This is a genomic window from Rhodococcus sp. YL-1 (assembly GCF_001942025.1).
GTDB lineage: Bacteria > Actinomycetota > Actinomycetes > Mycobacteriales > Mycobacteriaceae > Rhodococcus_F > Rhodococcus_F qingshengii.
In genome coordinates, this window is record NZ_CP017299.1 from 3,709,015 (window position 1) to 3,721,767 (window position 12,753).

Consider the following 12,753-nt stretch of genomic DNA (forward strand, 5'->3'; position numbering starts at 1 on the left):
GGACGAAGGTGAACAACAGGTGCCGAGTGGTGGAAATGTCGCGGAACGACCACGTCTGAGGTCGATTTGAGGCCCGGAGGTGTTGGAACATGACTTCTCGTGAATGCGGAACTCATCGTTCTCCTCGTCGTCGTCGTAACCGCTCTGGGGTTCGACTTCACCAACGGTTTTCATGACACTGGCAACGCTATGGCCACGTCGATTGCAACCGGCGCCCTCAAGCCCAAGGTGGCAGTCGCTCTGTCTGCTTCCTTGAACCTGGTCGGAGCTTTCCTCTCGGTAGAGGTTGCTGCCACCGTGGCCAAGGGCGTGGTGAACCTCGGAAATGTGGGTGGCCAAGCGCTGCTCACCATCGTCTTCGCCGGCCTTGTCGGCGGCATCATCTGGAACCTGGCAACGTGGTTGCTCGGCATCCCCTCGAGTTCCTCACACGCGCTGTTCGGCGGACTGATCGGCGCCGCCATCGCGTCCCTCGGAATGAGCGGTGTCGCCTGGAGCGGCGTCCTCAGCAAGGTTGTCATCCCCGCAGTTCTCGCTCCCGTCGTGGCCGGCTTGGTTGCCGCGGCCGGCACCTGGCTCATCTACCGCATCACCTCCAACGTCGGAGAAGAAACCAAGGACAAAGGTTTCCGACTCGGCCAGATCGGTTCGGCTTCACTCGTTTCCCTCGCACACGGCACCAACGACGCTCAGAAGACCATGGGCGTCATCTTCCTCGCCCTGGTCGCCCACGGAACCATTTCCGCCGACGCGGACATGCCGTTCTGGGTCAAGCTCACCTGTGCGCTCGCGATCGCTGCCGGAACCTACCTCGGCGGTTGGCGAGTCATCCGCACTCTCGGCAAGGGACTTGTCGAGATTGCCGCACCACAAGGCATGGCAGCCGAAGCATCCTCTGCTGCAATCATTCTCACCTCCAGCCACCTCGGCCTTCCGCTCTCCACCACCCATGTGGCGACGGGTTCCATCATGGGAACCGGTCTGGGACGCAAGGGCGCCGAAGTTCGTTGGGGCGTAGCCGGACGTATGGCGGTCGCCTGGTTGATCACTCTTCCGTCCGCTGCAATCGTCGGCGCTCTGTGCTGGGGACTGGCCAACATCGTCGGCGGCCTGCCCGGTGTCCTGGTCGTCTTCGCCGTGCTCATCGCGTTGGCCGGCTGGATGTACCTGCGCTCCCGCAAGGAGCCCATCGATCCGAGCAACGTCAACGCCGAGTGGGACGGCGGCCTGGTACCCGCAGAGGTCCCCGGTCCGGACGCCCGCGTCACCACCGACGTCAAAGCCTGAAAGAGGGAATCGACATGGATATCTTGAAAAACACCGTCGACTCGCTCTGGCAGGTCGTACTGGTCGGCCTCCTGCTGGGCGCCGGACTACCGGCGATCTTCGCAATCGGCCTGAAGTCGCTCGACGCCGGACAACGTGGCAGTGGCGGCGGGAGCACTGCCGTCGCGGCTCGCAGTCCGTTGGCCGTGGCAGGCGCAGTGGTGTGCTTCGCGGTCGTGCTCATCGCGATCGTCACCGGAATCCTCTTCATCATGCAGGGCTTCCTCAGCCACACATTCGGCATCGAGATCTTCTGATCCCGTGCACCCTCACGAGCGGAAAGACATCACCGTGACTGCACCGACTCCATCCCTTCCTCAATCCATTCTTGACTGGCTTCGCGCCGGCTACCCCGAAGGCATACCGCCCAAGGACCGCATTCCGCTGGTCGCATTGCTACGACGCAAACTCTCGGACGCGCAAATTCGAGACATTGCCATCGGCGCTGCACTCGCAGAACTGAGCGACGTCAACAGCGACCAGGTGATCTCGAGCGACGAGATCAGCGCTCAGATCGCCGATCTGACGAGCCAGACTCCCTCGGACGAGGACATCGCGCGCGTTGCCTCCGTCCTTGCTGCCGCCGGGTGGCCCCTCGCTGATCTCGACAACCACTGAAGCTCGATTCGTTGAGTCTTCCACCACTTCTGGCTTCGATACTCGGCTGGCTGCGTGCCGGGTATCCGAACGGTGTGCCGGAGCAGGACTACGTCCCTTTGATGGCCCTGCTCCGGCGACAACTGTCCGACGACGAGATCGCCGTTCTTGCTGACGATCTCGTCGCCGGCTTTCCGCTTCCGGTCGATCCGATGGACTTTCCCGGTTCGGTCGATCCGATCGACATCGGCGTCCTCATCACCAAGGTCACCGACGATATTCCGCACGAATCGGACGTCGCTCGGGTACGTGAACACCTGATTCGTGGAGGTTGGCAAATCGTGGCACAACCTCCGGTCGACGACGCCTGACGGCATTACGGTAAATCGGACCAGTTTGATAACGAACCGGTAACGGTGCCGTCGAGGTCAATACAGACCACTTAGTGTCATAAGGAATTCCGCGCCTCGGGGGGCTCGGTCGGATTTCGGTGTGCAAGCACCTTTGGGGCGGGAGTGATACATGCACGAGGCTCACACAGATTTGGCGAAGAACCCAGATATTTCGAACCCGGATCTTTCGAGAAACCGTATTTCGAAACGAATCAAGCGTCGGATCCTGGGCCTCGCAGCGACAGCACTCGCACTCCCCCTGACCGCAGGCCTGATCAGCGGATCGGTAGCGACCGCAGCGCCCGCGCGTACCGCCCCGGCCGGTGGCTACGAGGAAGTGTTCGTCGACTCGTCGATGGGACCGATCAAGGTTCAGATCCAGTGGGCTTCGCGCGGCGGCAACGCGGCGCTCTATCTTCTCGATGGCCTACGAGCACGCGACGACCGAAACGCATGGAGTTTCGAGACCAACGCTCTCGAGCAGTATCGCGGCGACAACGTCACCCTGGTCATGCCGGTCGGCGGGCAGTCCAGCTTTTACTCCGACTGGTATGCGAACAGCAATTTGAATCGCCAGCCGGTCACGTACAAATGGGAAACCTTCCTCACCCAGGAACTTCCCGCCTATCTGGAATCGCGCGGCGTCTCCCGAACCAACAACGGCGTGCTCGGACTGTCCATGGGTGGCAGCGCGGCACTGACGCTAGCCGCCTACCACCGCGATCAGTTCAAGTTCGCCGGTTCGCTCTCGGGATACCTCAACATCTCAGCTCCAGGCATGCGTGAGGCGATCCGGGTGGCCATGGTCAGCGCCGGGTCCTTCAATGTCGATGCAATGTGGGGACCGCCGTGGAACCCCGCTTGGCTCCGCAACGATCCCTTCGTGTTTGCACCCGAACTGGCTGGGCTCTCGCTGTACATATCCGCTGCGAGCGGCCTGCCCGGGCAGTTCGATCAACCGCGTCGGCCCGTCGACTTCGTGAATACCGGTAGTGCCATCGGGCTCGAGGCCCTTGCCTTGATGAACTCACGGGCATTCCAACTGCGCATGAACTCCCTGGGAATTCCGGCAACGTACAGCTTCCCGGCCAACGGCACTCATTCGTGGCCGTACTGGGGTGCAGAACTGTGGAAGGCCCGAGGCCAGATCCTCGACACCCTGAACGCTTGGTGAACTGACAACGACTCGATCACCGACAACCGCAGGCCCCGACCGATATTCGTTCGGGGCCTGCGTCGTTCGAATTCAGAGCGCGGCAAAGAGATCCACGGTATTGCCGTCGGGATCGAGAAGAACGGCGTAACGCTGCCCCCATACGGCGTCGAAGGGCGCCTTGTGCCCGGGGAAGTCGGCTGTCATGCGCTGATACGCCTCGTCTACTGCGGCGGGAGTCCCGAAATCGAAGGCCAAAGCGACGGGGTGTCGACCTTCCCCGACAGCGAAGTCCGGATCGAAGCTCGCGATGGTGGACAGCGCGTCCCAGGCCAGCCGAAGCCCACCGTCGAAAGTGAACTCCACATGCGGAGCGTCAGCGGGTGTTTCCGGAATGTCGAGCCCGAGGGTTCGGTAGAACGCGAGGGAACGCGCGAGATCGTTGGTGACGATTCCGACGAGATCGAGTCTCGGAGAGACGGACACGGTATTTCTCCTGTTTCGGGTCGAGAAGTGATCGGCGAGTGTGTGACGATGATCTGATGACCGGCACTGACACCCTCGCTCTCGACGGTAGTCGGACGGTAGCGTCGAGTCTTGAACAAAACGGCCACACCTATGTCGAGACTCGGATCACCGGTTCGGCCGGCCTCTTCAGTTGCACGTGGAAAAGCACCAGCGAAGCCCATACGCCCACGGAAGCAAAGCGGATTCTTCCCGATCTCTGCGCCGACTTCATCGTCGACAGCACCGGAAAGTCGTGGCTCGTCGGACCTGCCACCGGTGCCGATCTGGTTTCGGTCGCCGCCGGTACAACCATGTGGGGCATCCGGATCAATCCACCGGCTCTGCGGAGCCTGCTCGGCACAGCTGCCGACGCGGTGCAGGATTCGAAGATCGCCTTCGACGACATCCTCACTTCCAGACAAGCGCGGGTACTTGCCGACGCCCTGAGCCACGAGGCAGTCGACGCTCACCTACTGGGCCAGTTGTGGCGCGGACTGGAACCCGACCACGGAATCGAGCGTGGTTACTCCGCGCTCATCTCCTCCCCTTCCACGCCGATACGAGAGATTGCTGCAGACCTCGGTGTTTCCGAACGTCATTTCAGACGATCGATCACGTCAGCGGTCGGGCTGTCCCCCAAACTGATTCAGAAGGTGCAACGAATGCAGGACGTGTTGACTCTCAGCCGCGGCGCAAAACTCACGCTGTCGTCGCTGGCCGGTCGCGCCGGCTACGCCGACCAAGCCCACCTCGCACGCGATACGCGTGCACTGGCAGGTCTGACACCGACTCAGCTACTGCGTGAGCACCGGTAACGATGAGCGAAGAACTGTTCGCCGCCCTCGATCACCTGGCTGCCACGTCAGCTGTCGTGATCGATCGCCCCCGAGGGTCGGCACACCCGCGGTACCCCGATGCGATCTATCCGCTCGACTACGGCTATCTCGACGGCACGGTCAGCGCGGACGGCGACGGGATCGATCTGTTCCGAGGCTCGGCCGTCGGCAACGGTGTTGTCGCCGTGGCCGTTGTTGCCGACATCGTCAAGAAGGACGTGGAAGTCAAGATCCTTCTCGAATGTACTGCGCCTGAAATCGACACTGCCACAATATTTCTCCGTGACGTTCTAGGTCTCGGTGCCACTGTCTTGCGGCGCGCCGTCAGCTGAGTTCGTCGAATCGCGGAACAAGATGCTCCGCAACCCACTTCGCTTCCTCGATCAGAGGCCAACCTGCCAGGATCAGTGCAGTCAAACCGGTTCGGCTGCGAAGCGTGCGTACCGAGTCCGTGATCGAATCCGGATCGCCGACGTAGTACACGGCCGATGACCCGGTGCCGAAGATGTCGAGGGGTGACCACGCCGTGATACCCGCGTACAGCCCGTCACCGACGTACAACTCCTCCGGTTCCGGAAGTCGGCCGGAGGCAATCTTGTCCGCCCAACCCTGTCGCTGAGCGTCGCGGGCGGTGAAGGTCTTGAGGTCTTGCTTCCCCTGAGTACGACGACGCACTGCGTTGTCCAAGACATGAGCGATCTGCTCGACGCCCGTCTTCTCGAACAACGAACGGAACCGGTCGTGCGCCTGCGCCTTGGTGGGGCGAACGATCACACCGGTGAGCGCACCGAAGTCGGTGAACTCGCGCCCGGCTGCCTCCGCCGCCGCCCGTGCGGCAGAGAATTTGTCTTCGATGAACGAAGTCTCGCGCAGCATCGCCAAGTAGGTGTCGAGCACCTTGCCTGAATTCGCCAGGCCTGCAGGCGAATCACCGGTACCCCACAGCGGAACCTGATGCCCAGCGGGCGCATCGATACGCAGTGGTGTGTTGGGAAAGTTCGACTCCGTGCCTTCGGCGTAGATGCGGCGGAAGTCCGCCCAGTACTGCTCCCCCAACTCGTAACGCTCGTCGTGGGGCACGTTCATGTCGTACTTGGTCAGGATGTTCTCGCGTCCGTTGACCGAGTTGATCAACAGTCGGCCGCCGCTGAAGGCGTCGAAAGTCAATGCCTTCTCCGCCAGCAGTCGCGCCGGCGTCATGTTCGCGTAGACAGCGACGAGGAACTTCATGCGCGTGGTGTGCGCTGCCGCCCACGTCGCCGAGATGAACGGATCGTTCGGCCAGGTGGCAACAAGCGCACCTTCGAATCCGCCGTCGTCGATGGTCTTCGCGAGCTCGATCTGCCTGGCCCCGTCCACGGGGAACAGCCCACCGGGGCTCCACGGGTAGTCCCCGTCGGCCTGGGTGAGATACCAGAATGTCTTGATGCCCATCAGTTCTGCACTCCAGCCGGCAGGTCGAACGATTCGATTCGGGCACGTGAGCGGATGGTGTCCGCATTCACGTTGTAGAGCGCGTCGAGGTACGCGACCGCGAAAGAACCAGGACCTGAGGCATTTTCCTCGGCGATCTCCGATGCCACGGCAACATGCGTATGCGCGGCAACCAATCCGTCCAGCGCGGTCGGCGTCACGGCGAGGTAGGCAGCGACCAGGCCTCCCAGAGAGCAACCGGTACTGGTCACGCGCGGCAACAGAGCGCTGCCGCCGGAGACTCGGACGCCCCGGGTGCCACCGCCCGCATCGCGGCCGACGATGTAGTCGACCGGTCCGGATGCCGACACGGCATCGGCATGCTTCAAGAGTGACAGAGCGGCGGGCACCGCGTCGGCGGAATCGGAGGCACTGTCGACGCCGCGGGTGTCACCGCCGAGTCCGGCCAGAGCGATGATCTCCGATGCGTTCCCGCGGATGGCGCTGGGGTGAAAGCGCAGCAGATCCACAGCGATACCGCTCCGCCAGGGTAGTCCGCCGACACCGACGGGATCCAAAACCCATGGCGTACCGGCAGTTCGGGCCGCTTCTGCTGCTATCAGGAAAGCTTCGGCTGTCCCGTCGTCCGGCGTTCCGAGGTTGACGAGCACTCCCCCGGCGATGGCAGCGAACCCACCCGCTTCGTGGACGTTGTCGATGTGAGCGTTGCTTGCGCCGGCGGCGAGCAGAACATTGGTCAAGAAGTTCGCAGAAACGATGTTGGTCAGCGACTGGACGAGCGGTACCTGATCGCGGAGTGCGTCGATCGCCGACGCGACGGTTTCGACAGAGACAGTGTCAGACATGAGAATTCCTTCAGGACGGGAGGTAATTGAGGACTGCGGCGATTCAGGACCGCGGACATCGAACATCCGCAAGCGCGCCGCCGGGCTCACCGCCGACAACCATCGGCAAAGTCGGATCTGCAGTCCATTCCTCCAACGAACCGTCATAGACCTTGACGTCCTCATAGCCGCCGCGGATCAGTGCGAGTGCTGTCAGGCACGCCGAAACTCCACCGCCGCAATAGATCACGACAGGTTCAGCGACGACTGGTAGAACGTCAGCAGATTTCGACCGAACATCGTCCGCCGGAAGGATCCGGGCATTGGCGTCGAGAAGACCCTTCGCAGACAGATTCACACTTGACGGAATATGTCCGCGTCGCGAATATCGCGTCTTCTCCGTTCCCTCGTACTGCTCAGGCGCCAGCGCGCACACCAGCGTTCCGGCTTCTTCTCCTGAGGACAGTGAGGCAACGCGAGGTAGATCGACCCACAGGCCGAGGTCCGTCACACTCCAACGCTTCGACGCCGACGTGTGGGTGACGTCGTCGCCGCTCGCGAGGGCGAAGCCGCATCGAGTCCATTCGGCGAGGCCACCGTCGAGGACCCTTGCTTCGATGCCGGCGTTGCGAAACACCCACCAGAGCCGTGATGCCCAAGTGGTCGAACCCTGGTCGTAGATCACGATTGTCGCACCCGGTTCGATACCACTGGATTGGAGATCGGACATCAACTGCTCCGTTGACGGGCGTGTGAAATGCAGCGCCGCTTCCCTTTCGGAAAAGACGTCCATGAGGTCGACGTGTCGGGAACCCGGGATGTGCGAGGAAACCCAGCCGTCGTACCCGGACTCCGGGCGATAGTCGCCGTCGAATCGCGCGGGAGGAAAATGAACCGTCGCGTCGAGCACAGCGACGCCTCCCTCGCGCAGCATCGCGTCGAGTTCAGCAGCACTCACCAGCGGCGACGCGGTCTCTCCAGCCACTTCAGACCCTCTCCCTCGGAAACGAACAAGCACGAACCTAAATGAGTACTAGCGTATACGCAAGTACTCACTCGTCGCCGATGGCATAATCGAACGCGCTCTACTTGCATGCACAGGAATGAGGACACATGGATCTCGACGCCGATACGAGCACCACCGATCTGCTGGTGCCGGAGGCTGCGCTGGGCCGGTCCGATCAGACCTCGCGGCAGTACCTGCGCCTGCGAGCCGACATCCTGGCCGGCAAGTTTCCCCAGGGCTCTCCGCTGCACGAGACTCAATTGTGCGAATCGTACGGCGCATCGCGTACCCCGATCCGCGAGGCACTCAACTGGCTCGCGCACGACGGTCTACTCGAACGAGCCGCCCGCGGTTTTCGTGTCCGTTCCGGCACACCCGAGGACGTCATCGAAATCTACGCAGCGCGGGTTGCCCTCGAATCGGAAGCCGCCGGCGCCGCCGCACTCCGCCACAGCGATCTCGACCTTGCCCGCCTGGACGGATTGCACGAGTTCTGCTGCACTGCAACAGAAGGCACCGAGGTTCGTGCCGGAAACTTCAAGTTTCACGAGGCCCTCTGGCAGGCCGCCCACAATTCCACGATCACCTCATTGCTGATCCGCCTCACCACCCAATTGCGAATCTACGACAGCGGCCCGCCGTCGAACTACGGCGAACCTGACCTGCTCAATTCGGAGCATCAAGAGATCCTGAACGCCATCCGCGCCCGGGACGAATCGTCCGCACGTGGTCACATGCGCAACCATCTCGAGCGCAGCCGCGACCAACGAATAAGGATGTTCGCCAGCCGCTGACTTCAGACAGCCCAGATTTCTGCACACTGACGCCTGCGCCGCCGTCGCTCAGACGGGGAGCGTGCCGGTGTCGACGTCGTACACGCTCTCGGCCGGGCTCGACATCACTCGATCCGCCATCTCCTGCTTGAGCTCTGTCAGCCGTGACTCGTCTTCGGCCGTCCGGTCGGACTTACGGGACAGAGTAATGAACTCGTCGACGACGAACCCCTCCCGAACAGTCAGCGTGACGCTCGCGCCGCGATAGGTGATCCGAAATACATACAGCGCGAGCGTATTTCCACGTTCACGCCTGGCCAAGGATCTGTCAACGGTGTACCGCCCTTCGGTCACCGCGCGCGTGACCAACTCGAACGCATCGCGCACTCCTGGTCCGCCGTGTGCGGTGGTGACGACCAACTCGCGACGCTCGACGGAGCCCTCCGCGCCGAACACACCGAGAGCGCGCTCGAGAACCTTGTAGGCATGGGCCACGCCGCCCGGGGCCTGCGGACCGTGATAGCGCAGAGCATCCTCGTGCGTGAAGTCGAGCGTCGTCCCGTGATCGGTCACGGTGAGCGTGGTGGTCATGATGGGCGTCCTTGCCGGTCAGTGCTGGCGGTCGATCGGATTGATCCGCGAGACGATGAGCGGATCGATCGGGGTGAAAGGAAAGTGCGGCAGATCGCGTTCCGGAACACCGAACGAGGCCGAGAGAACGCCGCGTGAGAACGCGGAAGCCGTTGCACGGTAGCCTATGTCGCCCGGCGTCGGCTGGTCGAAGAAGATGAGGAAGTTGATGTCCTCGTCACCTAGAACCTCGATGTGATGGGGATAGGCACGCGGAACGAAATACACCTGACCGGGCTCCAGTAGGTAGGTGTCGAGCGAACCGTCCGGATCGAGGACCGTCATCCGCCCGTGACCACGATGCACGTATCCCATTTCGGCAGTGACGGGATGCCAGTGTGGCTCACGCATCCCACTCTCGCGAATAGTCAACGAGTACATCGAAAGATCCTCCAGCGCCGCCCAATACTGCTTTCGCGCCACTTTCGCCTGTCCGTACGGATATGCGAGAGGCGCGATCTGGCCTTCGAGATCGAAGAGATGCGCGTTGGGAAGGCCGGCGGTATCGGGAACGACGGCGGCGCCGTCCCGCCGAACTATCTGGGACGCATCGGCTCTACCGAAGACGTCGAAGGCCGATGCGGCTAGATCGTACGTGTTGCCGAGCACCGCGTTCGACATTGCGCTGACGCTACTCTGCAACGAAAAGTGCTGCGGCAGAGAAGTACGCAGGGCGGCGATGATCTCCGCCTCCTCCTCTCCGACATTCTCGATGTGATAAATCGCGCCGGATTCGACGTGATACATCTGCCCCGCTCGCACCACGAAACTGGCGAACTCGTCAGCATTGCCCAACATCGAGACGAGCACGGTTCCGCTGGTGACGTAGGCGATCTGGTTCGCGTTGACGTTCCATTGTGGTTCACGGATCGCGCCGGGACCGAGAACAATTCGTTTGATCGACAGACCGGACAGGATCGGCAACGAACTCGTGTCGAGCTGCGAGATCGACCCAAGTTCGTTCTCGAAGACACTGGGGCCATTGCGTAGTGAGGCAACGTGTGTAGACATGGCAATTTTATCCTTCCCACTCTGGTCCTTTCGACTCCGGTCCTTCCGCCTCGCTGACGTCAGTCCTCGATGAACGCGAGAATGTCCTGGTCCAGTGTCTTCTGATATGAGCCGTAGATGCCGTGAGGTGCGCCCGGATACACCTTCAGCGTGCCCTTCTTCACCAGCTTGATCGCCTTCTCGGCCGCTGCGCCGATCGGCACGATCTGATCGTCGTCGCCCTGAGCGATGAGGAACGGAACGTCGATGGCTTCGAGATCGGAGGTCTGGTCCGTCTCCGAGAATGCCTTGACGCAGTCGTAGGCCGCGGCGAGGTTGACCAACATACCTTGCCGCCAGAAGTCGTCCTTCGCCCCTTGCGAGACGTCGGCACCTTCGCGGTTCGCGCCGTAAAAGCTCTCGCTGAGATCCTTGTAGAACTGCGATCGGTCTCGCAGAACTCCCTCACGGATGCCGTCGAAGACCTCGATCGGTGTGCCTTCGGGGTTGCTGTCCGACTTGACCATGATCGGCGGTACGGCGCCGGCGGTGATCACCTTCGCCACGCGCCCTCTGCCGTGCTGCGCCGCGTACCGGACCACTTCCCCGCCGCCGGTCGAATGGCCAACCAGGACCAGGTCTTTCAGGTCGAGTGTGTCGATCAGCTCAGCCAGGTCCTTGGCATATGTATCCATGTCGTTGCCGGTGTACGTCTTCGACGAGCGACCGTGTCCTCGACGATCGTGCGCGATGGTCCGGTATCCGGCGTCGGCGAACAACTTCATCTCGACCTGCCACGCGTCAGAACTCAGCGGCCACCCGTGGCTGAGGACGATCGGCCGGCCGACGCCGTGCTCGGTGTAGTAGATCTCGGTTCCGTCGGAGGTGGTGATGTAGGGCATGCTCTGCTCTTCTCTGTCGAGTCGTGGACTGAGATCCGGACACGGTGCCCGGTTTCCTCACTCTGCGAGTGCCCACTACGGGGGCAGTCGACTCATCGATCGACAGAAATGTGCGTGGGGGCAGAAGACTCCGGCCCGACACCACGAAGCGTGGTGCCGGGCCGGAGCCTTCAGTCAAAGGGAAATGATCAGTAATCGTCCTCCGTGTAGACGATCATCCCGCGCAGATTCTTTCCTTCGAGCATGTCGGCGTACCCCTCGTTGATCTCCTCGAGCTTGTAAGTCTTGGTCACCAACTCGTCGAGTTTGAGTGCGCCGCTTCGGTAGTGATCGAGCAACTTGGGAATCTGGGACCGTGGCCCTACCCCGCCGAAGATGGCTCCCTGCAAACGCTTCTGCAGAAGGGTCAGCTCGAAGAGGCTGAGCGTCACCTGCGAATCTGCGTAATGCCCCATTCCGACGACCACGACCTGGCCACCCTTGCCCGTCGCGCTGAGCGCGGGCTGAATGATGTCGCCGTGAATCTCGCCCACGGTGATCACGGTGACGTCGGCCATCTTGCCCCAGGTGATCTCGCCGATCACCGGTAGCGCTTCCTCGAGGGAGGCAAAAGTGTGTGTGGCGCCGAATTCCTTTGCCTTGTCGCGCTTGAACTCGACGGGATCGATCGCGATCACAAATCGTGCTCCGGCGGACGCCGCACCCTGCACCGAGTTGATTCCGACGCCGCCGACGCCGACGACCACCACCGTGTCGCCGACCTTGGCTCCACCGATCGCGGTGGCCGATCCCCAACCGGTGGCAACACCGCAGCCGAGCAAGGCCGCCTTGTCGAGCGGGATGTCCTTCTCGATCTTGATCACCGACGCCTCGTTGACGGTCACGTACGGCGAAAATGTTCCGAGCAGGCACATCTGGATGACCGGCTCGTCGTCGAGGGTGACGCGGTACGTCTTGTCGGAGATCGCCTGCCCGGTCAACAGGCCGGCTCCTTCGTCGCAGATGTTCTGCAGACCCTTCGCACAGGACGGACAACGTCCGCACGCCGGGATGAAGGCGAGAACCACGTGGTCGCCTTCTTCGACGCTCGCGACACCCGGTCCGACCTTCGTCACCACTCCGGCTCCTTCGTGCCCGCCCAGGGCCGGGTAGAAGGGCAGCGGGCTGGCGCCCGTACGCAAATGTTCGTCCGAATGGCACAGCCCCGATGCGGCGAGTCGGACCTGCACCTCACCCGAGACCGGGTCCCCCAGCTCGACCTCTTCGATCTCCCACGCCTGACCTGGCGCCTTGACTACCGCTGCCTTGACCTTCACCTGCACTCCTCGAAATTCTTCGTGATGCACGGACGACGAAAGAACGCGCCGGCATTTGTGTCGCCGA

At 62.2% G+C, this 12,753-nt stretch carries 16 protein-coding genes; 8 read left to right on the plus strand and 8 right to left on the minus strand.

Annotation, left to right across the window (positions count from 1 at the left end):
- Window positions 1-99: 99 nt before the first annotated feature.
- From BH682_RS17105 to BH682_RS17125, 5 genes are all read left to right on the plus strand, one after another.
- A complete protein-coding gene (locus BH682_RS17105) occupies window positions 100-1,287 on the plus strand; it encodes an inorganic phosphate transporter (protein WP_003941590.1) in 1,188 nt (395 codons plus the stop codon).
- A gap of 14 nt (window positions 1,288-1,301) precedes the next feature.
- Window positions 1,302-1,583, plus strand: coding sequence for a hypothetical protein (locus BH682_RS17110; protein WP_003941641.1), 282 nt, complete (start codon window positions 1,302-1,304; stop codon window positions 1,581-1,583).
- Window positions 1,584-1,617: 34 nt separating this feature from the next.
- Entirely contained in the window at window positions 1,618-1,944 is a 327-nt protein-coding gene (locus BH682_RS17115; protein WP_003941653.1) for a DUF3349 domain-containing protein, read from the plus strand.
- An 11-nt stretch (window positions 1,945-1,955) separates the two neighbouring features.
- The gene (locus BH682_RS17120; protein WP_042445790.1) at window positions 1,956-2,294 is read left to right on the plus strand and encodes a DUF3349 domain-containing protein; all 339 of its coding nucleotides are present in this window, start codon (window positions 1,956-1,958) and stop codon (window positions 2,292-2,294) included.
- Between the two features lie 151 nt (window positions 2,295-2,445).
- Window positions 2,446-3,489, plus strand: a complete 1,044-nt coding sequence (locus BH682_RS17125) for an alpha/beta hydrolase (RefSeq protein WP_172827113.1) — start codon at window positions 2,446-2,448, stop codon at window positions 3,487-3,489.
- 72 nt (window positions 3,490-3,561) lie between these two features.
- Here BH682_RS17125 and BH682_RS17130 read toward each other — a convergent pair whose 3' ends face one another.
- The gene (locus BH682_RS17130) at window positions 3,562-3,954 is read right to left on the minus strand and encodes a VOC family protein (protein ID WP_003941628.1); all 393 of its coding nucleotides are present in this window, start codon (window positions 3,952-3,954) and stop codon (window positions 3,562-3,564) included.
- 56 nt (window positions 3,955-4,010) lie between these two features.
- On the opposite strand from BH682_RS17130, the gene BH682_RS17135 reads away from it, so the two are divergent.
- Window positions 4,011-4,790 carry a helix-turn-helix domain-containing protein gene (locus BH682_RS17135; protein WP_223304497.1) on the plus strand — a complete coding sequence of 260 codons (780 nt, stop codon included), beginning with the start codon at window positions 4,011-4,013 and terminating at the stop codon, window positions 4,788-4,790.
- Between the two features lie 2 nt (window positions 4,791-4,792).
- Window positions 4,793-5,143, plus strand: a complete 351-nt coding sequence (locus tag BH682_RS17140) for an inorganic pyrophosphatase (protein ID WP_042445785.1) — start codon at window positions 4,793-4,795, stop codon at window positions 5,141-5,143.
- Here the strand turns inward: BH682_RS17140 and BH682_RS17145 are convergent.
- From BH682_RS17145 to BH682_RS17155, 3 genes are read right to left on the minus strand one after another with little or no spacing between them, the layout of a single operon-like run.
- Window positions 5,136-6,245, minus strand: coding sequence for an LLM class flavin-dependent oxidoreductase (locus tag BH682_RS17145; RefSeq protein ID WP_007735443.1), 1,110 nt, complete (start codon window positions 6,243-6,245; stop codon window positions 5,136-5,138). The two genes, BH682_RS17140 and BH682_RS17145, sit on opposite strands and share 8 nt — an antisense overlap.
- The gene (gene thiM / locus BH682_RS17150) at window positions 6,245-7,090 is read right to left on the minus strand and encodes a hydroxyethylthiazole kinase (RefSeq protein ID WP_075835340.1); all 846 of its coding nucleotides are present in this window, start codon (window positions 7,088-7,090) and stop codon (window positions 6,245-6,247) included. The genes BH682_RS17145 and thiM overlap by 1 nt, the downstream gene beginning before the upstream one ends.
- Before the next feature lie 43 nt (window positions 7,091-7,133).
- Window positions 7,134-8,054, minus strand: coding sequence for a sulfurtransferase (locus BH682_RS17155; protein WP_075833457.1), 921 nt, complete (start codon window positions 8,052-8,054; stop codon window positions 7,134-7,136).
- 128 nt (window positions 8,055-8,182) lie between these two features.
- On the opposite strand from BH682_RS17155, the gene BH682_RS17160 reads away from it, so the two are divergent.
- Complete coding sequence (locus BH682_RS17160; RefSeq protein WP_003941581.1) at window positions 8,183-8,869, plus strand: GntR family transcriptional regulator; 687 nt, start codon at window positions 8,183-8,185, stop codon at window positions 8,867-8,869.
- A gap of 48 nt (window positions 8,870-8,917) precedes the next feature.
- On the opposite strand, the gene BH682_RS17165 is transcribed toward BH682_RS17160, so the two are convergent.
- The 4 genes from BH682_RS17165 to BH682_RS17180 all read right to left on the minus strand — a co-directional run bounded on the left by BH682_RS17165 (window position 8,918) and on the right by BH682_RS17180 (window position 12,686).
- Window positions 8,918-9,439, minus strand: a complete 522-nt coding sequence (locus tag BH682_RS17165; RefSeq protein WP_064689147.1) for an FmdE family protein — start codon at window positions 9,437-9,439, stop codon at window positions 8,918-8,920.
- Window positions 9,440-9,457: 18 nt separating this feature from the next.
- The gene (locus BH682_RS17170) at window positions 9,458-10,489 is read right to left on the minus strand and encodes a cupin domain-containing protein (RefSeq protein WP_075833459.1); all 1,032 of its coding nucleotides are present in this window, start codon (window positions 10,487-10,489) and stop codon (window positions 9,458-9,460) included.
- A 59-nt stretch (window positions 10,490-10,548) separates the two neighbouring features.
- Entirely contained in the window at window positions 10,549-11,370 is an 822-nt protein-coding gene (locus BH682_RS17175; RefSeq protein ID WP_075833461.1) for an alpha/beta fold hydrolase, read from the minus strand.
- Between the two features lie 188 nt (window positions 11,371-11,558).
- Entirely contained in the window at window positions 11,559-12,686 is a 1,128-nt protein-coding gene (locus BH682_RS17180) for an NDMA-dependent alcohol dehydrogenase (protein ID WP_003941634.1), read from the minus strand.
- Between the last annotated feature and the right edge of the window lie 67 nt (window positions 12,687-12,753).